Origin of the sequence: Streptomyces massasporeus (genome assembly GCF_014648995.1) — a bacterium.
Lineage (GTDB): Bacteria > Actinomycetota > Actinomycetes > Streptomycetales > Streptomycetaceae > Streptomyces > Streptomyces massasporeus.
Map to the genome: position 1 here is coordinate 72849 of NZ_BMSE01000025.1, position 20744 is coordinate 93592.

Consider the following 20744-nt stretch of genomic DNA (forward strand, 5'->3'; position numbering starts at 1 on the left):
ACGACAGGTTCATGCGCGCCAACTGTTCGAATCCTGCCCCAAAGGGGTGAGGCGCGCACGGGGAGGTAGACTTAAAGGTGTCTGGCCGGACGCGTGCCCGAGCATGCCCTGAACGCACCTGTGTGGGGTGTCGGGAGCGAGCGGCCAAGGCCGAACTGTTGCGGATCGTGACGATCAAGGACGCATGCGTTCCTGATCCAAGCGGTACGCTGCCCGGCCGGGGTGCGTACGTACACCCCGCACCGGTCTGTCTTGACCAGGCGGTACGCCGCCGGGCGTTCCCGAGGGCACTGCGCGTCCCGGGACCGCTCGACACAAAGGCGTTGCGCCGATACGTCGAGCAGACAACAGTTGCCGAGCAGGCAACACGGTAAGACGTGCCGTACGGAACCCCGTGCGGCTAGGTACCTCGCGAGTCGAAAGCAGGTCGAGATTGCGATGAGCACTCGATGAGTACGCGATGAGTACGCCCATGAACTAGCGACGGTCCGGACGCAACCCGGACCTCAAAGGAGCGAAGTGGCTAAGGTCCGGGTCTACGAACTCGCCAAGGAGTTCGGCGTCGAGAGCAAGGTCGTCATGGCCAAGCTCCAGGAACTCGGTGAATTCGTCCGTTCGGCGTCTTCGACGATCGAAGCGCCTGTTGTACGCAAGCTGACGGACGCCCTCCAACAGGGCAGCGGAGGCGGCAAGCCCGCCCCTGCCCGCAAGGCTGCCCCGGCGAAGCCGGGAGCCCCCTCACCCGCGCAGGCTGCCCGTCCGGCCGCCCCGCGCCCGCCGGCCCCCAAGCCGGCCGCCGCAGAGAAGCCCGCGGCTCCGTCCGCGCCGGCCGCTCCCGGCCCCCGTCCCACCCCGGGCCCGAAGCCCGCGCCGCGGCCCGCCCCGGCGTCCCCGGCTCCGTCCGCGCCCGAGTTCACGGCGCCCCCGTCGACCCCGTCGACGCCCGCCGCACCGGCCGCCTCTCAGGGCCAGGGCTCCGGCCCGCGTCCGGGCGCCCCGCGTCCGGCCGGCCAGTCGCCTCGTCCCGGTGCTCCGCGCCAGGGCGGTCAGGGCGGCCAGGGCCGTGGTGACCGTGGCGACCGTCCCGGCGCTCCGCGTCAGGGTGGCGGCGCCCCGCGTCCCGGTGCCCGTCCGGCGGGCCCCCGTCCGGGCAACAACCCGTTCACCTCTGGTGGCTCCACCGGCATGGCGCGCCCGCAGGCGCCCCGTCCGGGCGGCGCCCCGCGTCCGGGCGGCCCCGGTGCCCCGGGCGGTGCCCCGCGTCCGCAGGGCCAGGGCCAGGGCGGTCCCCGTCCGCAGGGTGCCGGCGGCGGTCCTCGTCCGCAGGCTCCGGGCGGCGCGCGTCCGACCCCGGGCGGCATGCCCCGCCCGCAGGGCGGCGGCCCCCGTCCCGGCGGCGGCCCCGGCGGCCCGCGTCCCAACCCCGGCATGATGCCGCAGCGTCCTGCTGCCGGCCCGCGTCCCGGTGGCGGTGGCCCCGGCGGCCGCGGTCCCGGCGGCGGCGGTCGTCCCGGTGGCGGCGGCGGTCGTCCGGGTGGCGGCGGCTTCGCCGGTCGTCCCGGTGGCGGCGGTGGCGGTTTCGCCGGTCGTCCCGGTGGTCCCGGTGGCGGTGGCGGCGGTTTCGCCGGTCGTCCCGGTGGTCCCGGCGGCGGTGGCCGTCCCGGCTTCGGTGGTCGTCCCGGCGGTCCCGGTGGCCGTGGTGGCACGCAGGGTGCCTTCGGCCGTCCCGGTGGTCCCGCGCGTCGTGGTCGCAAGTCGAAGCGGCAGAGGCGCCAGGAGTACGAGGCCATGCAGGCCCCGTCGGTCGGCGGTGTGATGCTGCCTCGCGGCAACGGCGAGACCGTTCGCCTGTCGCGCGGTGCCTCGCTCACCGACTTCGCGGAGAAGATCAACGCCAACCCGGCGTCGCTCGTCGCGGTCATGATGAACCTCGGCGAGATGGTCACGGCCACGCAGTCCGTCTCCGACGAGACGCTCCAGCTCCTCGCCGGCGAGATGAACTACACGGTTCAGATCGTCAGCCCGGAGGAGGAGGACCGCGAGCTCCTCGAGTCCTTCGACATCGAGTTCGGCGAGGACGAGGGCGACGAGGAGGACCTGATGGTCCGCCCGCCCGTCGTCACCGTCATGGGTCACGTCGACCACGGTAAGACCCGGCTCCTCGACGCCATCCGCAAGACGAACGTCATCGCGGGCGAGGCCGGCGGCATCACCCAGCACATCGGTGCCTACCAGGTCGCGACCGAGGTCAACGAAGAAGAGCGCAAGATCACCTTCATCGACACCCCGGGTCACGAGGCGTTCACCGCCATGCGTGCCCGTGGTGCGCGGTCGACGGACATCGCGATCCTGGTCGTCGCGGCCAACGACGGCGTCATGCCGCAGACGGTCGAGGCGCTCAACCACGCCAAGGCCGCCGAGGTCCCGATCGTCGTCGCGGTCAACAAGATCGACGTCGAGGGCGCCGACCCGACCAAGGTGCGCGGTCAGCTGACCGAGTACGGCCTGGTGGCCGAGGAGTACGGCGGCGACACCATGTTCGTCGACATCTCCGCCAAGCAGGGTCTGCACATCGACTCCCTGCTGGAGGCCGTGGTCCTCACGGCCGACGCCTCGCTCGACCTGCGGGCCAACCCGCACCAGGACGCGCAGGGCATCTCGATCGAGTCCCGCCTCGACCGCGGCCGTGGTGCCGTGTCGACGGTCCTCGTCCAGCGAGGCACGCTGCGGGTCGGCGACACCATGGTGGTCGGCGACGCGTACGGCCGAGTCCGGGCGATGCACGACGACAACGGCAACAGCGTTGCCGAGGCCGGCCCGTCGACGCCGGTTCAGGTCCTCGGCCTGACCAACGTCCCGGGTGCGGGCGACAACTTCCTGGTGGTGGACGAGGACCGTACGGCCCGTCAGATCGCCGAGAAGCGCGCCGCCCGTGAGCGCAACGCCGCGTTCGCCAAGCGCACGCGCCGCGTGTCGCTGGAGGACCTGGACAAGGTGCTGAAGGCCGGCGAGGTCCAGCAGCTGAACCTGATCATCAAGGGTGACGCTTCCGGATCCGTCGAGGCGCTCGAGTCCTCGCTGCTCCAGCTGGACGTCGGCGAAGAGGTCGACATCCGCGTCCTGCACCGTGGTGTCGGTGCGGTCACGGAGTCCGACATCGACCTGGCCATGGGCTCCGACGCCATCGTCATCGGCTTCAACGTGCGCGCCGCCGGGCGTGCGCAGCAGATGGCCGAGCGCGAGGGTGTCGACGTCCGGTACTACTCGGTCATCTACCAGGCGATCGAGGAGATCGAGGCGGCCCTCAAGGGCATGCTCAAGCCGGAGTACGAAGAGGTCGAGCTCGGTACGGCGGAGATCCGCGAGGTCTTCAAGTCGTCCAAGCTGGGCAACATCGCGGGTGTTCTCATCCGCTCCGGCGAGGTCAAGCGCAACACCAAGGCGCGCCTCATCCGCGACGGCAAGGTGGTCGCGGAGAGCCTCAACATCGAGGGTCTGCGTCGCTTCAAGGACGACGTCACCGAGATCCGCGAAGGGTTCGAGGGCGGTATCAACCTCGGCAACTTCAACGACATCAAGGTCGACGACGTCATCGCGACGTACGAGATGCGCGAGAAGCCGCGCGTCTGACCTGAGTCACGATCGGGGCCGATCGACGGGACTTATTCCGTCGATCGGCCCCGGCCGTTGCGTGTACGGTTCCCGTATTCGCGTCGAAGCGTGGCGCCCGTACCCCGAACCGGCGGGACATCCGGATACACACATGTACGTGGGGACTCTGTCCTTCGATCTGCTCCTCGGCGACGTCCACTCGCTCAAGGAGAAACGCTCTCTCGTCCGCCCGATCGTGGCCGAACTCCAGCGCAAGTACGGGGTGAGTGCGGCGGAGACGGGGAACCAGGACCTCCATCGCAGGGCCGAGATCGGGCTCGCAGTGGTCTCGGGGGAGCCGGGGCACCTCACCGACGTACTGGACCGCTGTGAGCGGCTCGTCGCCGGGCGGCCCGAGGTCGAACTGCTCTCGGTTCGACGCAGGCTCCACAGCGACGAAGACTGAAGCAACGAGTAAGCACTTAAGGAGACGGACCAGTGGCCGACAACGCGCGGGCTAAGAGGCTGGCGGACCTCATCCGAGAGGTGGTGGCCCAGAAGCTGCAGCGCGGGATCAAGGACCCGCGGCTCGGCTCGCACGTCACCATCACGGACACCCGGGTCACGGGTGACCTCAGGGAGGCGACCGTCTTCTACACGGTGTACGGGGACGACGAGGAGCGTGCGGCGGCCGCCGCCGGCCTGGAGAGCGCCAAGGGCATCCTGCGCTCCGAGGTGGGCCGGGCCGCCGGTGTGAAGTTCACGCCGACCCTGGCCTTCGTCATGGACGCCCTCCCGGACAACGCCCGCACCATCGAGGACCTCCTCGACAAGGCGCGCCAGTCCGACGAGAAGGTGCGCGAGGCGTCCGCGGGCGCCAAGTACGCCGGCGAGGCCGACCCGTACCGCAAGCCCGAAGAGGACGACGAGACGGACGACAGCGCCGAATGACCCAGAAGCACACCACGCCCGACGGCCTTGTCATCGTCGACAAGCCGTCGGGCTTCACTTCGCACGACGTCGTCGCCAAGATGCGCGGCATCGCCAGGACACGACGCGTCGGGCACGCCGGCACCCTCGACCCGATGGCGACGGGCGTCCTCGTCCTCGGCGTCGAGAGGGCCACCAAGCTCCTCGGCCACCTCGCGCTGACCGAGAAGGAGTACCTGGGCACCATCCGGCTCGGGCAGAACACCCTGACGGACGACGCCGAGGGGGAGATCACCTCCTCGACGGATGCCTCCAAGATCACCCGCGACGCGATCGACGCCGGCATCGCCGAGCTGACCGGGGACATCATGCAGGTGCCGTCCAAGGTCAGCGCCATCAAGATCAAGGGTGTGCGGTCCTACAAGCGGGCGCGTGAGGGCGAGGAGTTCGAGATCCCGGCCCGGCCCGTCACGGTCTCCTCCTTCGGCGTGTACGACGTCCGCGACGCCGTCGCCGACGACGGCACGGCCGTACTCGACCTGGTCGTCTCGGTCGTCTGCTCCTCCGGCACCTACATCCGGGCCCTGGCCCGTGACCTGGGCGCCGGCCTGGGTGTGGGCGGTCACCTCACCGCACTGCGCCGCACCCGCGTCGGCCCCTACAAGCTGGACGCGGCCCGCACGCTCGACCAGCTCCAGCAGGAGCTGACCGTGATGCCCATCGCCGAGGCCGCCACGGCCGCGTTCCCCCGCTGGGACGTCGACGTCCGGCGGGCCAAGCTGCTCACCAACGGCGTGCGGCTGGAGATGCCCGAGACGTACGCGGGCGGCGGCCCCGTCGCCGTCTTCGACCCCGAGGGCCGCTTCCTCGCGCTCGTCGAGGAGCAGCGGGGCAAGGCCAAGAGCCTGGCCGTCTTCGCCTGACGGAGGAAACGGGGGGCCGGGTGTCCGCCCGTGGAGCGGCGGCCACGAGGTACCTCCACTGCCGCCGCTCCACGGTCCCCCCTCGGTTCCCCCCACCCCTAGGGTGTATCCAGCCGCCCCCTCTCCTTCACCCGTCCGAGCGGGCGCTCGGAGTGAACCGGGGGAGCGGAAGGGGGCGCTTTCGCAGAGTGATCTGTCCCGCTGATCATCCCGCCCCTACTGTCGAACACAAGGGCGCGGGTGTACGGCGGGGAGGCTCGACGATGGCGTCGCGGAACGGGTCCCGGGAGACGGACGACAGCCCACAAGGCTCCCTGGACCGCCCCGGAACAGCGAGCATCGAGGACACGGCGGTCCCTGCGGGCGCCCTCGTCCGGATCCACGACCTGGCCGGCCGCCCTCGCGGCACCGGCTTCCTGGCCGACCACCACGGCACGCTGATCACCAGCCACGAGGCCGTCGACGGCCTGCCCCGGCTCGTCCTGCACGGCGCCGGGGACCGCCGCCGCGTGGTGTCCGCCGACGCGGTCACCCCGCTGCCCGCGCTGGACCTGGCCCTCGTCCGGACCGAGGGGCTCGGCGTGCCGCCGCTGCCCGTCACCGTGCGGCAGGGGACCGGGACCGGCGCCTACGTCCGGATCGCCGCCGGGGGCTGGCGCGAGGCGCGGGTGCTGGGCCCGGCCACCGTGACGTACGCGGCCACGAATCGTTTCCACCGCCTCGACAACGTGCTGGAGCTGGCGGTCGGCACAGCAGGGCGGGACGCGCTGCGGCTGGGAGGCGGAGCGGCCGGCGGCCCGGTGCTCGACGCCGGGACCGGTGCCGTCGTCGCGGTCCTCGGCACAGCGCTCAGCTCCGACCACCGCGACGTCGGGTTCGCCGTACCGCTGCGAGCCCGGATCCCCGGAGCGGAGGGGCCGCTGGGCGAGCTGCTCGCCGAGAACGCGGCGACGGTCCCCGCGTACGGCGCGGACCTCAATCCGGCCGGGGTGCTGGAGCTGACCGGCGCCTCGATGGCGCTGGAGGGCCCGCCCGACGGCCCCGGTGTCCCGCCACCGGTCGAACGGGCGGCCGTGACAGCCGAGTTCACCGCCTTCATGGAAGGCCCGTCGGCCGTGCTCGGCCTCGTCGGACCACCGGGCAGCGGCCGGACGACGGAGCTCGCCGCGCTTGCCGCGCGGCGCCGGAGAGCCGCGCAGCCCACGCTGTGGCTGCGCGGCTGCGAACTGCGGGACGGCGACGCGTCGGTGGCGGACGCGGCCCGCCGGGTGCTGGACCGGGCAGCCCCCGCCGTGGCGGCCGCCTCCGCCCGCGCCGACCTCGGCGACATCACGCCCGAGCGCGTCGCCCACCTCGCCCGCTCCCTGGGCCGCCCCCTGCTGCTTCTGCTCGACGGCCCCGAGGAGATGCCACCGGCCCTGGCCCGCCGGATGACCGACTGGGCGGAGGGGACCGCGCGGTGGCTGCGGGAAACGGGAAGCCGGCTGGTGGTGGCGTGCCGGGCGGAGTACTGGGAGACCACGTCCTTCCCCGCGGAGCAGTGCGTGCGGCTCGGCGACCTCACCGAGGACGAGGCCCGGGAGGCACGCCGGAGCCTTGGCATCCCCGATCACACCCTCGTCCCGGCCGACGCCCGGCACCCCCTCGTCCTCGCTCTCCTCGCCGAGGCCCTGGCGGCCGCCTCCGCGCCCCCGGAAAGGGCCGCGATCGACCGGCACGACGTCTTCACGGCCTACCTGGACCTGATGTCCCTGCGTATCGCCACCCGGCTGGCCACCGGCAACGGCCTGCACGGCACCGCCGTACGCCGGCTGGCCGCCAAGGTCGCCGGGCAGGTGCACGAGGCCGCCCGGCGCAGCCTCGGCCCGGGGTCGGGGGACCTCGACCGGGAGGCGTTCGAGGAGGTGTTCCCGTGGGGGCCCGCCCCGGCGCGGCTCGGCGGCTGCCCGGGCTGGGCGTCGGCCGTGCTCGCCGAGGGTCTGCTCGTGCCCGCCGGAGCCGGATACCGCTTCGCTCACGAAGGGTTCGCCGACTGGCTCCAGGGCACGCACCTCGACCTCGACGAGGCCCTGTCCGTCCTCGTCCACCGCGGCGAGGACGCGCAGTGCGACCCCGTGCCGCACCACCGCATCGGGCCGGTCGTCCAGGCCCTGCTCTGCCTCGCCCGCCAGCACGGCGCCGGTCGGCCGGCCTCCCGCCTGGCCGACCTGGTGCACGCCCTGGACGCCGATCCACGCTCCTGGTGGGCCGCCCGGCTGCTCTCCGGGACCCTGTCGGCCCTGCCCGACGCGGCGCCCTACGCGGAGGTGCTGCGGCTGCTCGCCGACCGGATCGTGGCCTGGCGGCGACAGGAGCGGCCCGTGCCGGAAGAGCTCGGGCCCGCCTTCTGGACCGGCCTGCGCCTGCCCGAGGAGGCGCGCTGCGCCCTGCTGCGGCGGCTGGTCCACGCCGACGGACCCCCGTGCGAGGCCGGGCCCCGCTTCCTGGACGCCGTCGCCGGACTCCTCGCCGCCGACCCCACCGCCGTGCAACCGCAGCTGGCCCGCTGGTTCGACGACGAGCAGCCACTGCCCGCCACCCCGCACGCGACCATCGCCACCGCCGCCCAGGCACTGCTGCACACCCACCGCCACGGCGCCCTGGACGAGCTGACGGACGTCCTCGTCGACCGTGCGCACCCGAGGGCCGACGAACTGCTCGCCGTCCTGACCGAGGAGGAACCCTCGGCGGTGTGCCGGGCCGTCGACCGGTGGGCGCGCGACGAGCGGCCCGCCCGGCGGAGCGCGGCGGTGGCGCACGGACTGCGCGTCGCGCCGCACGTGAGCACCGGAGGCGACCGCGCCCTCCTGCGCTACGCGGCCCTCAGCCTGCTCGCCCGCCCCGCCGACCGCGCTCTGCACGGCGGCGCCCTCGCCCTCCTCGTCCAGGACCCCCACACCCGGGCCCGCTACCTCCCCCGGGCGCTGGAGCATTTCGCAGCGGGCGACCCGCGGTTCTCACCGGACGCGCTGGCCGGAGCACTCCTGACCGACCCCGAGCCGGTCCTCGGGGCCTTCGCGGCCCGGCTGGAGCGGCCCGACGCGGAGGAGGCGCTACGGGCCCTCGCCGACGCCACTCCGCCCGGCCTGGCCCGGCGGGTCGCCGCGCTGGTGTGCCGGGCGGCGCGGCAGCGGCCGGAACTCGCCGGGCAGGTGGCCGCCTACGCGGACCAGCGGCTCGACCGCGGCCCCGCCGCCCGGCCCGTGCTCCTGCCGCTGGTCACCGGCCTGCTGGAGGACGGCCCGGTACGGCTGCGCTGCGCCCTCGCCGGCGTCCTCAGCCCGCCGGGCGTCCCCGCCTCGCGTCCGCTGCGCCGCGAACTGCGCGACGCGCTCCTCGCCCGGGAGCACGACACCGACGTCCTGGACGCGCTGCTGAACGCCGCCGCCCGCAACGGCGGCGACGACCTGCGCGACCTCGTCCACCGCATCGGACTCCTCCTCGTACGCACCCCGGAGGGCGCCACACGCTTCGACCGCGCCCTGGTCGACCTGGGCCGGCACGTGCCCGGCTTCGCCGCCCGCGCCGCCGCCTGGCTGACCGACGCGCCCGAGGAGTGGGCGGCCCTGGTCGGACCCAGTTCCCACCGGATGATCGAGAACCTGGCGGGCGCGGGCGTCCCCGCCTGACCGGCCTCCCGGGCGATGGGCCGCACTACGGTGTCGTGCGCCCTGTCACAGCCCCCATGCCGATGCTGGCAGGAGGCACCCGGCATGGCACCCTTAGACCTGCGCACGAGGCAATCACGAACAACGACCGGACACGGGTTCGACGAGCTTTCGACAAGGAGCAGGCACAGTGCAGCGCTGGCGTGGCTTGGAGGACATCCCCCAGGACTGGGGGCGCAGCGTCGTCACCATCGGCTCCTACGACGGAGTGCACCGCGGGCACCAGCTGATCATCCGGCATGCCGTGGACCGCGCCCGGGAGCTGGGCGTGCCCGCCGTGGTCGTCACCTTCGACCCGCACCCCAGCGAGGTCGTCCGCCCGGGCAGTCACCCGCCGCTGCTCGCCCCGCACCACCGCCGCGCCGAACTCATGGCCGACCTGGGCGTGGACGCGGTGCTCATCCTCCCCTTCACCACCGAGTTCTCGAAGCTGTCCCCGGCCGATTTCGTCGTCAAGGTCCTCGTCGACAAGCTGCACGCCAAGGCGGTCGTCGAGGGCCCCAACTTCCGCTTCGGCCACAAGGCCGCCGGGAACGTGGAGTTCCTGTCCACGCAGGGCAAGACCTACGACTTCGAGGTCGAGGTCGTCGACCTGTACGTGACGGGTGAGGCGGGCGGCGGCGAGCCGTTCTCCTCCACGCTGACGCGTCGGCTGGTCGCCGAGGGCGACATCGAGGGCGCGGCGGAGATCCTGGGCCGCCCGCACCGGGTCGAGGGCGTCGTCGTCCGGGGCGCCCAGCGCGGTCGCGAACTGGGCTTCCCCACCGCCAACGTCGAGACGCTGCCGCACACGGCCATCCCGGCCGACGGTGTGTACGCCGGCTGGCTGCACGCCCAGGGGGAGGCGATGCCGGCGGCGATCTCCGTGGGGACGAACCCGCAGTTCGAGGGGACCGAGCGCACGGTGGAGGCGTACGCCATCGACCGGGTGGGGCTCGATCTGTACGGGTTGCATGTCGCGGTCGACTTCTTGGCGTTCGTGCGGGGGCAGGCGAAGTTCGACACGTTGGACGCGCTGTTGGTTCAGATGGGGCAGGACGTCGAGAAGTGCGCGGAGTTGGTGGCGGCTGAGGGGGCTGCCTAGTCTTCTTGCGGGCCGTCTGCGGGTGCGTTGTGGCTTGTCGCGCCCACGCGGCGGAGCCGCACATCGTTACAGCCCCGCGCCTCTGAGGGGCGAATGCGAAACCGCCCAGTGACAAGCGACCTGCGAGTCACCGCCCCCGCTCAGCACCTCCAAGTCCTGGTGCCTGCACGCGTCCGCCACGCCCGCCCGTTCCGCCTCTCCACCGGCCAGGATCTGGCAGCGGGCGTGGAAGCGGCAGCCTGACGGGACGTGGGTGGGGTCCGGGGGCTCACCCGTGAGGACCACCGGTTCGCCAGGGGCTTCCGGGAGGACGGACAGCAGCGCCTGCGTGTAGGGATGCCGCGGTGTCGTCAGGACCTGCTCCACCGCGCCTGTCTCCACGATCCGGCCCAGGTACATCACGGCGACCCGGTCGGCGATGTTCCACGCCAGGCCCAGGTCGTGCGTGACGACCAGCGCGGACAGGCCCAGTTCGGTGCGCAGCCGGAGCAGCAGGGCGAGGATCTCGCCGCGTACCGAGGCGTCGAGGGACGCCACCGGCTCGTCGGCGACGAGGAGTTCGGGTTCCAGGACGAGCGCGCCGGCGATGACGACCCGCTGGCGCTGCCCGCCGGACAGTTCGTGCGGGTAGCGCAGGAAGAAGCGCTCCGGAGGGCGCAGGCCGGCCCGGGACAGGGCATCGGCGACCGCAGTGCGTTCGTCGCCGCCGTAGCCGTGGATGCGCAGGCCCTCGGCGACCGCGTCGTACACCGTGTGGCGGGGGTTGAGCGAGCCGCTCGGGTCCTGGAGGACCAGCTGGACGCGTTTGCGGTAGGCCTTCAGGGACCGGCCGGAGTAGTCCAGCGGGCGGCCGTCGAAGGTGACCCGGCCCGCCGTCGGCTCGACCAGCCCGAGCAGGCTGCGGGCCAGGGTCGTCTTGCCGCAGCCGGACTCGCCGACCAGGGCGACGATCTCGCCTCGGCGGATGTCGAGGTCGACGCCGTCCACCGCGCGGGCCCGGGGGCCGCCGTGCCGGCCGGGGAAGGTGACGTGGAGGCCCTGGGCGCTGAGCAGGGGCGCCGTGGTGACCTCGGGGGCCGTGGGGGAGAGGGTCATGGGGTGCCGGGCCTCGCTTTCTCAAGGGCCTCCGGTGCGTCGGCCTGGCCGTTCGCGGGGGCCTCAGGTTCGTCGGCCGATGCGCTCCCAGGGGCCGCGGGCTCGGTCGCCGCTGGTTCGTCGGCGGTTTCCTCTCCGGCTCCCGGTGGTCCGACCAGCACACACGCGGCCCGCCGCTCCGGCCCCGCCGCCCGCAGCACCGGGTCCTCCTCGGGGCACGACTCCAGCGCCACCGGGCAGCGCGGATGGAACGTGCAGCCCGACGGCAGCGCCGCCGGGTCCGGCGGATCGCCCGCCAGTCCTTGCGGGGCGAACCGGGACGCCGGGTCGCCGATGCGCGGGAACGCGGCCGACAGGGCCCGGGCGTAGGGGTGCCGGGCGTCCTCGTACACCTGCCGGGCCGGGCCCTCCTCGACCACCCGGCCCGCGTACATCACCGCGAGCCGGTCGCAGGTGTCGGCGAGGACGGCGAGGTCGTGGCTGATCATGACCAGGCCGAGGTCCTGGTCAGCGACCAGCTGCTCGATGAGCCGGAGGATCTGGGCCTGGATCATCACGTCGAGCGCGGTCGTCGGCTCGTCCGCGATGATGAGCCGCGGGTCGCAGGCCAGGGCCATGGCGATCATGACGCGCTGGCGCTGGCCACCGGACAACTCGTGCGGGTAGGCGTCCGCGCGGGCGGCCGGCAGGCCGACCTGCTCCAGCAGTTCCCCGGTCTTCTTCTTCGCCCCGGCCGCCGTGGCCTTCCTGTGCAGCAGGATCGGCTCGGCGATCTGGTCGCCGACCCGGTGCACGGCGTTGAGGGAGTGCATCGCGCCCTGGAAGACGATGGAGGCCCCGGCCCAGCGGACCGCCCGGACCCGGCCCCACTTCATGGTCAGCACGTCCTCGCCGTCGAGGAGCACCTCCCCGGTGATCCGCGCCCCGGCCGGCAGCAGCCGCAGCAGGGCCAGCGCCAGCGTGGACTTGCCGCAGCCGGACTCCCCGGCGAGTCCGAGCTTCTGGCCCGCGTCCAGGCGCAGGTCCACCCCGCGTACGGCGGCGGCCCCGCCCGCGTACGTCACGGTCAGGTTCCTGACGTCGAGCAGACTCAACGCGACACCCCCAGCCTGGGGTTGAGGACGGCCTCCACGGCCCGGCCGCACAGCGTGAACGCCAGCGCCACCACGGCGATGGCGATGCCCGGCGGCACCAGGTACCACCAGTCCCCGGCACTGACCGCGCCCGCCTCGCGCGCGTCCTGGAGCAGTCCGCCCCACGACACGACCGTGGGGTCGCCCAGGCCGAGGAAGGCGAGCGTCGCCTCCGCGAGGATGGCCGAGGAGATGATCAGGGTCGTCTGGGCCAGGACCAGCGGCATGACGTTCGGCAGGACGTGCCGGGACATGACGTGCCAGTGGCCGCCGCCGAGCGCCTGCGCCCGCTCGATGTACGGCCGGGTCTCCACCGCGAGGGTCTGGGCCCGCACCAGCCGGGCCGTGGTCGGCCAGGTGGTGACGCCGATCGCCACGACGGTCGTGGTCAGCGAGCGGGACATCACGGTCGCCAGGGCGATCGCGAGCACCAGCGTCGGCATGACCAGGAACCAGTCGGTGACCCGCATCATCACCGTCGCGTACCAGCCCTTGAAGTGCCCCGCCGTCACCCCGATCAGGGTGCCGATCGCCACCGACAGCACGGCCGCGAGCAGCCCGACCAGCAGCGACACCCGAGAGCCCCAGATCACCAGGCCCAGCAGGTCACGCCCGAACTGGTCGGTGCCGAGCGGGAACTCGGCGCTCGGGCTCTGCATCGGGCGCCCCGGCGCGTCGGTCACGCTGCTCACGTCGGAGCCGACGAACAGCGGTGCGAACAGCGCCAGCAGCGCGCACAGGGCGAGCACCGTCAGGCCGTACAGTCCCGCCCGTTCGGAGCGGTACTGACGCCAGAAGCGGGCGACGGACGCCCGGCGGCGCTGCCGAGCGAGGGCGCGCGGGCTCGGGGCCGTCTCGGCAGTCGTCGTCATCGGGCCACCCGGGGGTCCAGCAGCGGATAGACCAGGTCGGCGAGGGTGTTCATCAGGATCACCGCGGCGGCGAACACGAAGAACAGCCCTTGCACGAGCGGCAGGTCGGGCACGCTCAGCGCCTGGTAGAACAGCCCGCCGAGGCCGGGCCAGGAGAACACCGTCTCCACGAGGATCACGCCCGCCACCGTCCGCCCGAGGTTGATGAAGATCAGCGTCACGGTCGGCAGCAGCGCGTTCGGCACGGCGTGCCGACGGCGTACGAGGTCGTCGCGCAGCCCCTTGGCCCGCGCGGTCGTCAGATAGTCGCTGCCCATCTCGTCCAGCAGCGCCGACCGCGTGACCAGCAGCGTCTGCCCGTACTCCACGGCTACCAGCGTCACCACCGGCAGCACCAGATGGTGCGCCACGTCGAGGACGTACGCGAAGCCCTCCTCGCCGCCCGACTCCATGCCGCCGGTCGGGAACATGCCGGGCAGTGGGCCGATGCCCACCGACAGCACGATGATCAGCAGCAGCCCCAGCCAGAAGGACGGGATGGAGTACAGCGTCAGCGCGAGGCCCGTGTTGACGCGGTCGCCCAGCCTGCCGTGCCGCCAGGCCGACCGGGTGCCGAGGATGATGCCCAGCGCGGTGTAGAGGACGAACGCGGTGCCGGTGAGCAGCAGGGTGTTCGGCAGCGCCTCGGTGATCTTGTCGACGACGGGGGCGCGGAACTGGTACGACGTCCCGAAGTCGCCCGTGAGCGCCTTGCCGCAGTAGTCCGTGAACTGCCGCCACAGGGGCAGGTCGAGCCCGAACTCCTCGCGGTAGGCGGCCAGCTGCTCCGCCGACACCTGACGGCCGCCCGTCATGGTCTTCACCGGGTCGCCGGGGATCAGCCGGAAGAGGAAGAAGCTGGTCACGAGCACGGCCAGCAGCGAGACGGCGGCACCGGCCACCTTGCCCGCCAGGTACCGCGGATACGCGGAGCTCTTGCGTACCCGCGGCCCGGCCGCCCTCTGCCTGTCCTCGACCAGCGCGGGGGTCGCGTCAGCGGTCATGAGTACCCGCTCGCCGCCCTACTCGCGTTCCTCGGCGGTGGCCCGCCGCCGCATCGCCGCGAAGGCGCCGAGCCCGCCCAGGATCACGAGACCCGCGACGATCCCGACCACGACCCCCGTCGACGACGCGTTGTCCGAGGACCCGCCGGAGTCCGCGGGCACCGCCGACCACCAGCTCCAGTAGCCGTCCTGGCCGTAGATGTTGCCCGCCTTCGCCGGCATGGTCGTGATCGACTTGATCTGGTCCGTCCGGAAGGCCTCGACCGCGTTCGGATACGCCATGACGTTCATGTACCCGAGGTCGTACAGCCGCGACTCCATCTGCTTGACGATGTCCGCCCGTTTGGCGGGGTCGTACTCGGTGAGCTGCCGGGCGTAGAGCTCGTCGTACTTCTTGTCGCAGATGAAGTTGTCCGTCGCGCCGGTGTCCTTCGGGGTCGCCGGTAGCGCGCCGCAGGTGTGGATGGACAGCACGAAGTCGGGGTCGGGGTTGACCGACCAGCCGTCGAACGCCAGGTCGTACGTGCCGGCCAGCCAGGGGTCGGTCACGTTGTCCAGGCAGTTGAGCCGGACGCCGATGCCGAGCTCGCCCCACCACTCCTGGAGGTACTTGCCGACCGCCTTGTCGTTGGGGTCGGTGGCGTGGCACAGCACGCGGTAGGTGATCGGCTTGCCGTCCTTGCCGACGCGTTTGCCGTCGCCGTTCTTCTTGTACCCCGCCTGGTCGAGCAGCCGGGCCGCCTCGGCCGGGTCGTACGCCAGCTTCCGGTCCGCGGAGGGCTTCCAGAAGTAGTCCTGGAAGCGCGGCGGGATGTAGCCCTCACCCTCGACGGCGTGGCCCCGGAACACCTTGTCGATGATGGCCTCGCGGTCGACGGCCCGGAACAGCGCGTTGCGCACCCGCTGGTCCAGCAGGGAGGGGTGGCCGTCGCCGAACTTCTTGCCGTTCTTGGCCTTCGCTCCCGGGTTGGTGGCGAGGGCGTAGAAGCGGCGGCCGGGAGCGTCGTTCACCTGGATGTCGTCCGCGCCCTTCAGGGACTCCGCCTGAGCGGGCGTCAGGGACGGGGACCCGGCGACGAAGGACACCTCGCCCTTGCGCAGCGCCGACACGGCCGCGTCCTGGTCCTTGTAGTAGCGGAAGACCAGCTCGTCGAACTTCGGCGACCCGCGCCAGAAGTCCTTGTTGGCCTTGAGCCGGACATAGCTGTCGGCCTTGTAGCCGCTGAGCACGAACGGTCCGTTCCCCACGACGGGGAAGCTCTTGTCGTTGTTGAACTCGGAGAAGTCCGAGACCTTCTCCCACACGTGCTTCGGCACGATCGGCACGTCCAGCGCGGCCATCGTGGCCTGCGGCTTCTTCAGCTCGATGACCAGCTTCGTGGGGCTCGGTGCCGTCACCTTCCGGAAGTTCCCGACGTAGCTTCCGTTCGCCGTGGCCGCGCCGGTGTCGGTCATCATCTTGTTGAAGGTCCACGCCGCGTCCTCGGCGGTGGCCTGCTCGCCGTCCGACCACGTGGAGTTGGCGCGGATCGTGTACGTCCACGTCAGCTTGTCCGGCGACGGCTCCCACTTGGTGGCCAGGCCCGGGATGGCGTGGTTGTCCTTGGGGTCGTAGTTGGTCAGGTACTCGTACATGAGCCGGTGAATGCTCGTGCTGAGCAGCCGGACCGCCAGGAACGGGCTGAGCGAGTCCACGCTCTGCGCCACGGCGACGGTCAGCACCTTCTTGCCGTCGTCGGCCGCCCGGGCCTGCTGGGGAGCCGGGTCGAGCGGGGTCGCGAGACCGGCGGTGAGGGTGAGCGCGGCGGCCCCGGCCAGGGCGACGAGCCGGAGGCCGTGCGGGAGGCTGCGTTTCTGATCGTTCGTGCCCATGGTCGGACCTCGCGTCATCGCTCGGACGGGAAGGACGGGTTGATCAGCTGTCAGATGCGTGATGTGTGTGTACCAGCGGCCGTCTCCACCCGTCAACGGCGCGTTCACCCCTTGTGGCCTGCGGAAATAACGAATTGGCGAGCTTTTCGCACCCATTGGTGGAGACCACTGACGCGCCCCTGGCCAGGGCCTGGCAACGGAATTCCGCCCCTGAACGCGCCGAGGCCCGCGCCGAGTCGGAACGGCGCGGGCCACATGGGGATCGGCCCCTGAGAAGGGGCCGATCGGGTGAGGTGATTACTGCGTCGGAGGCGGGGGCGGCGGGGTCTGCCCGTCGGGCTGGGCCGGGTGGCCGGGCTGACCGGGCTGACCGGGCTGGGGGTAGCCGTAGCCCGGCTGCGGGGGAGCGGCCGGGGGCTGCCCGGGCTGGGGGTACGGCTGTCCGGGGTGGGCCGTCGGCTGCCCGGGCTGCTGACCCGGCTGTCCCGGCTGCGGGTAGGGCGGCTGGGCGGCCGCCTGCGGGTACGGCTGCCCGGGCTGGGCCGGCGGCTGGCCCGGCTGGGCATAGGGCTGGCCGGGCTGCGGATACGGCTGCCCGGGCTGGTCGTACGGCTGGCCCGGCTGCGGCTGCGGCTGCTGCGGGTAGGGGCCAGGCTGGCCGGGGACCTGTTGACCGGGCGCCGGCTGCTGCTGCCCGGGGTACGGAGGCTGGCCCGGCTGGGCGTAGGGCTGACCCGGCCCGGCCTGCCCCGGCATCGGCGGGGCCGCGACGGGCGGCGGGTTGCCGTCGGACGTCCACAGGCCGTGCGCCTGCTGGTGGCGGATGAAGTCCTCGGCGACCATCGCCGTGAGGTTGAAGTACGCCTCCCGCACCTTCGGCCGCATCATGTCGAGGTCGACCTCGGCACCGGCGGCGAGGTGCTCGTCGAAGGGCACGACGACGACGCCGCGGCAGCGCGTCTCGAAGTGCGTCACGATGTCCTCGACCTTGATCATCTTGCCGGTCTCGCGGACCCCGGAGATGACGGTGATGGACCGCGAGACGAGGTCGGCGTACCCGTGCGCGGACAGCCAGTCCAGCGTCGTGCTCGCACTGCTCGCCCCGTCCACGGACGGCGTCGAGATGATGATGAGCTGGTCGGCGAGGTCCAGCACACCGCGCATGGCGCTGTACAGCAGACCGGTGCCGGAGTCGGTGAGAATCACCGGGTACTGCTTGCCCAGCACGTCGATCGCGCGCCGGTAGTCCTCGTCGTTGAAGGTCGTGGACACGGCCGGGTCGACGTCGTTGGCGATGATCTCCAGACCGGAAGGCGCCTGGGACGTGAACCGCCGGATGTCCATGTACGAGTTGAGGTACGGGATCGCCTGGACGAGGTCACGGATGGTGGCCCCGGTCTCCCGTCGCACCCGGCGCCCGAGGGTGCCCGCGTCCGGGTTGGCGTCGATCGCGAGGATTTTGTCCTGCCGCTCGGTGGCGAGCGTCGAGCCCAGCGCGGTGGTCGTGGTCGTCTTGCCGACACCGCCCTTGAGGCTGATCACGGCGATCCGGTAGCAGGACAGCACGGGCGTACGGATCAGGTCGAGCTTGCGCTGGCGCTCGGCCTCCTCCTTCTTGCCGCCGATCTTGAACCGCCCGCCACCGGCCGCCGGACGGCTGCTCTTCGCCTTCTGCCTCTTGCTGTTGAGCAGCCGGTCGGACGACAGCTCCACGGCAGCCGTGTAACCGAGCGGCGCGGCCCCGGGGTTGGTCGGCTGCCGCTGGTCGTGCTGCATGGGCTGCGGCCAGGCGGCACCGGTACGGGGGTCGACGGGCTGCTGGGGCTGCCCGGGGTGGCCCTGATGGGCCGGCTGACCGGGCTGACCCGGCTGCTGCTCGGGCTGCCCGGCGTGCGGGGGCTGGGCCTCGGGCTGCGGCTGGGCCCGCGGGGGTACGCCGGGCTGCGGCTGCTGGGCGGTGGGCTGGGGGAAGCCGTAGCCGCCCTGGGCGTCAGGGGTGCCCGGGTGGGGGAAGCCGTATCCGGCCTGCGGGGCGGGGGTGCCCGGCTGGGGGAAGCCGTAGCCGTCCTGCGGGGCCGGCGCGGGGGCGGGCGGCGTGACGGGCTGCGCGGCCGGGGGCTGCTGGGCTGCCGGGGCGGGTGCGCCCTGCTGCGGGAAGCCGTAGCCGCCCTGCGCGGGAGGCACGTGCGGGCCGTCCGGCTGCTGGGCCGGGGGCTGCGCGGCCGGGGCCGGGGCGCCGGGGTGGGGGAAGCCGTAGCCGCCCTGGGCGTTCGGCGCGGCCGGGGGCTGCGCTCCGGGGTGCGGGAAACCGTAACCGCCGGGCTGCGGTACGGGCTGGGCGGGCGGCTGGTGCGGAGGCGTCGGTGCGGGCTGCTGGTTCCACGCGGCAGGCGCGGGCTGCGGAGCCTGGGGCTGGAACGGCGGCTGCTGGGCCGGTACGGAGGGCTGCGGCGGCACCGGCGGCTGACCCTGCGCCGGCACGTGCGCGTCGGCGGGCCGCGCCTCCGGCTGGGGGTGCTGCTGAGGCAGTACGGGCCACTGGTGCGCGGGCGCCGGGGCCGCCGGCTGGTACGACGGCGGCAGCGGCGGCACACCCTGCGGGAGCGGGGGAACCGAGTCGGACGGCGTGCTCTGCGGGGCCGGGTCTTCGGGGGCCGGGGCGGCCGGTACGGCGTCCTCCGGCTCGCCCTCCGAGGACGCGAGGTCGGCGGGGGGTGCGTCGGAGGGCTCCTCAGGAGCGGCGACGGCGTCCTCACGCGGGGGTTCGGCGCCGGCCGGCACGCCATCCTCGGGCTCGGGCCGGACGTTCTCGGGCTCGGCGGCCTCGGACGGGGCGTCCTCGGGCTCGTCGGTCTCCGACGGGGCGTCCTCGAGCGCGGTGTTCTCCGCCTCGGCGTCCTTGTCTTCGGCTTCTTCCGAACGGGCGTCGTCGGCGGGCGCCCCGTCCTGGATGGCGGCGTCTTCGGACTCGCTGTCGTCGGCTGCCACGGCAGGCGGCTCGACAACCACGGGCGCCGCGTCTTCGCCCTGCGGCCGCGTCTCCTCCGGCTCGGCCTCCTCGGCCGACGGCACGTCTGCGAAGGCGTCCGCGTCCAGCGCGTACTCCGAGACCCCGTCGGAGGCGTCGTCGGCCTCCGCGTCAGGGCCGTGGTCCACCGTGTCATCCGCGCGGACGGCGCTGCCGGCCTCGTCGGCGGCCTCGTCCGCCTCGATGTCACCCTTGTCCCCGGCGTCGGGGGTGGCGGGCACGTCGGGCGTGGAAACCGCCTCCGCGGTGGCCCGCTCCTCGATCTCCCGCTTCAGGGCGACGGCGGAGAAGCGCATGGTGGCGCCGCTCTCCAGATCACCGGCCGACGGCTCTGCCGCACCGGCAGTCACAGCCGTGGCCTCGGGAGTCCCGGATGAGGCGGCGGGAGGAGTGGCAGGAGGAGTGGCCGGAGCCTCGGGAACATGCGGAGTGGCAGGAGCCACCTCCCGAGCAGCCGGAGCCGCTTCGGGAGCAGGAGCAGGAGCAGGAGCAGCCGGGGCCGTCTCCGGCGGAGCCGGCGGCGTCCACTGCGCCTGATACCCACCCACGGGGATGTTCGGCACAGCCGTGGGAGAGGCCGGACCCGCCTGGGGCGCCTCGGACTGCGCCTGCTGCGACGCCTGCGGCTCGAAACCGCTCCCCATCGGCAACCTGGGCACACCGGCCGGGCCTCCGGCAGCCGGCGGAGTGAAGGGCGCACCCGGAGCGGGCGGCGGGGGCGTGAACGGAGCACCCGGAGCGGGCGGCGGCGCGGGCGGCGTGAAGGGCGCACCGGGCGCCGGAGCCGGCTGCGACGCCGAGGCCGGTCCCTGAGCGGGACTCTGCGCCGAGAAGGCAGAGGCCCCACCGGACGGATTGGCATGCGGCGGCGGAGTCAGCCCGGGCAGCGGCGGCACCGGCCCCTTCGGCATCCCGGAGCCCCCGGGCGCCCCGGAACCTCCGGCAGCCCCCGAAGGACTGGACTCCTCGGACGCCCCCGCCCCCTGTCCCGAGGACGACTTCCCCGAGGCGTTCTGCGTGTACCAGGCGGGCGGCGCGTAGTCGATGGTGAACTCGCCCGTCACCTCTGCTGCGGACTCCGCGTCGGGCTGGTCATCGCCGGGTGTCGCCCAGCCCCCGCGGATCCCGTCCCGATCGCTGCTCACAGTGTTCCTCCTGGTGTGGTCGAGCACCCTCATGCCGTGCTGGGGCGACCCTTGCTTGTCGTCCGACGTCGTGCGAAGTCGTTTGCGGCGTGTCAGAGGTCGTCCGAGGTCGTCCGCTCCACAGGCTCCCCCGCTTGCCCCTGGGACGCCGACGCCTACTCCACGCGGTCCGACGTCGATCCCTGTCCCAGCCTAATCACCACATGCCCCGGCCCGGCAGGCCCGTCTGCCCCTCCACAGCAACGCTGGACCTCGAAAACCAGGCAAATGCGACGCAACTGCTGGCGCAACAGTCGACAAACCGGGTGCTGTGAACGGTTT

Annotated in this window: 13 protein-coding genes; 7 read left to right on the forward strand and 6 right to left on the reverse strand. The window is 73.0% G+C overall.

Features of this window, described 5'->3' with window-relative positions:
- Positions 1-77: 77 nt before the first annotated feature.
- The 7 genes from IE153_RS36430 (at position 78) to IE153_RS36460 (ending at position 10235) form a co-directional block, all read left to right on the forward strand.
- Positions 78-374, forward strand: coding sequence for a YlxR family protein (locus IE153_RS36430; protein ID WP_078885411.1), 297 nt, complete (start codon positions 78-80; stop codon positions 372-374).
- Positions 375-519: 145 nt separating this feature from the next.
- The gene (gene infB, locus IE153_RS36435; RefSeq protein WP_189593976.1) at positions 520-3630 is read left to right on the forward strand and encodes a translation initiation factor IF-2; all 3111 of its coding nucleotides are present in this window, start codon (positions 520-522) and stop codon (positions 3628-3630) included.
- Between the two features lie 133 nt (positions 3631-3763).
- Positions 3764-4057 carry a DUF503 domain-containing protein gene (locus IE153_RS36440; protein ID WP_097221188.1) on the forward strand — a complete coding sequence of 98 codons (294 nt, stop codon included), beginning with the start codon at positions 3764-3766 and terminating at the stop codon, positions 4055-4057.
- A 32-nt stretch (positions 4058-4089) separates the two neighbouring features.
- Positions 4090-4542 (forward strand): 30S ribosome-binding factor RbfA, encoded by a 453-nt coding sequence (gene rbfA / locus IE153_RS36445; RefSeq protein ID WP_185012189.1) that lies wholly within the window; start codon positions 4090-4092, stop codon positions 4540-4542.
- Entirely contained in the window at positions 4539-5444 is a 906-nt protein-coding gene (gene truB / locus IE153_RS36450; protein ID WP_189593977.1) for a tRNA pseudouridine(55) synthase TruB, read from the forward strand. Before rbfA ends, truB begins: the two co-directional genes overlap by 4 nt.
- Before the next feature lie 263 nt (positions 5445-5707).
- On the forward strand, positions 5708-9112 hold the full coding sequence (locus tag IE153_RS36455; protein ID WP_189593978.1) for a trypsin-like peptidase domain-containing protein: 3405 nt from the start codon (positions 5708-5710) through the stop codon (positions 9110-9112).
- Positions 9113-9281: 169 nt separating this feature from the next.
- A complete protein-coding gene (locus IE153_RS36460; RefSeq protein ID WP_189593979.1) occupies positions 9282-10235 on the forward strand; it encodes a bifunctional riboflavin kinase/FAD synthetase in 954 nt (317 codons plus the stop codon).
- A 66-nt stretch (positions 10236-10301) separates the two neighbouring features.
- On the opposite strand, the gene IE153_RS36465 is transcribed toward IE153_RS36460, so the two are convergent.
- From IE153_RS36465 to IE153_RS36490, 6 genes are all read right to left on the reverse strand, one after another.
- Entirely contained in the window at positions 10302-11330 is a 1029-nt protein-coding gene (locus IE153_RS36465) for an oligopeptide/dipeptide ABC transporter ATP-binding protein (RefSeq protein ID WP_189593980.1), read from the reverse strand.
- Positions 11327-12424 carry an ABC transporter ATP-binding protein gene (locus IE153_RS36470; RefSeq protein ID WP_189593981.1) on the reverse strand — a complete coding sequence of 366 codons (1098 nt, stop codon included), beginning with the start codon at positions 12422-12424 and terminating at the stop codon, positions 11327-11329. Before IE153_RS36470 ends, IE153_RS36465 begins: the two co-directional genes overlap by 4 nt.
- Complete coding sequence (locus IE153_RS36475) at positions 12421-13335, reverse strand: ABC transporter permease (protein ID WP_189593982.1); 915 nt, start codon at positions 13333-13335, stop codon at positions 12421-12423. The genes IE153_RS36470 and IE153_RS36475 overlap by 4 nt, the downstream gene beginning before the upstream one ends.
- Positions 13332-14378, reverse strand: coding sequence for an ABC transporter permease (locus IE153_RS36480; protein WP_189593983.1), 1047 nt, complete (start codon positions 14376-14378; stop codon positions 13332-13334). The genes IE153_RS36475 and IE153_RS36480 overlap by 4 nt, the downstream gene beginning before the upstream one ends.
- 18 nt (positions 14379-14396) lie before the next feature.
- Positions 14397-16250, reverse strand: a complete 1854-nt coding sequence (locus IE153_RS36485) for an ABC transporter substrate-binding protein (RefSeq protein WP_189593984.1) — start codon at positions 16248-16250, stop codon at positions 14397-14399.
- Positions 16251-16547: 297 nt separating this feature from the next.
- Positions 16548-20456: an SCO5717 family growth-regulating ATPase gene (locus IE153_RS36490; protein ID WP_438817978.1), complete on the reverse strand. Its 3909-nt coding sequence runs from the start codon at positions 20454-20456 to the stop codon at positions 16548-16550.
- Positions 20457-20744: the final 288 nt, after the last annotated feature.

Coding starts and splice junctions, on each gene's coding strand:
- IE153_RS36440 (WP_097221188.1), top strand. CDS start 3,764: ATGTACGTGGGGACTCTGTCCTTCGATCTGCTCCTCGGCGACGTCCAC.
- truB (WP_189593977.1), top strand. CDS start 4,539: ATGACCCAGAAGCACACCACGCCCGACGGCCTTGTCATCGTCGACAAG.
- IE153_RS36455 (WP_189593978.1), top strand. CDS start 5,708: ATGGCGTCGCGGAACGGGTCCCGGGAGACGGACGACAGCCCACAAGGC.
- IE153_RS36465 (WP_189593980.1), bottom strand. CDS start 11,330: ATGACCCTCTCCCCCACGGCCCCCGAGGTCACCACGGCGCCCCTGCTC.
- IE153_RS36475 (WP_189593982.1), bottom strand. CDS start 13,335: ATGACGACGACTGCCGAGACGGCCCCGAGCCCGCGCGCCCTCGCTCGG.
- IE153_RS36480 (WP_189593983.1), bottom strand. CDS start 14,378: ATGACCGCTGACGCGACCCCCGCGCTGGTCGAGGACAGGCAGAGGGCG.
- IE153_RS36485 (WP_189593984.1), bottom strand. CDS start 16,250: ATGGGCACGAACGATCAGAAACGCAGCCTCCCGCACGGCCTCCGGCTC.
- IE153_RS36490 (WP_438817978.1), bottom strand. CDS start 20,456: ATGAGGGTGCTCGACCACACCAGGAGGAACACTGTGAGCAGCGATCGG.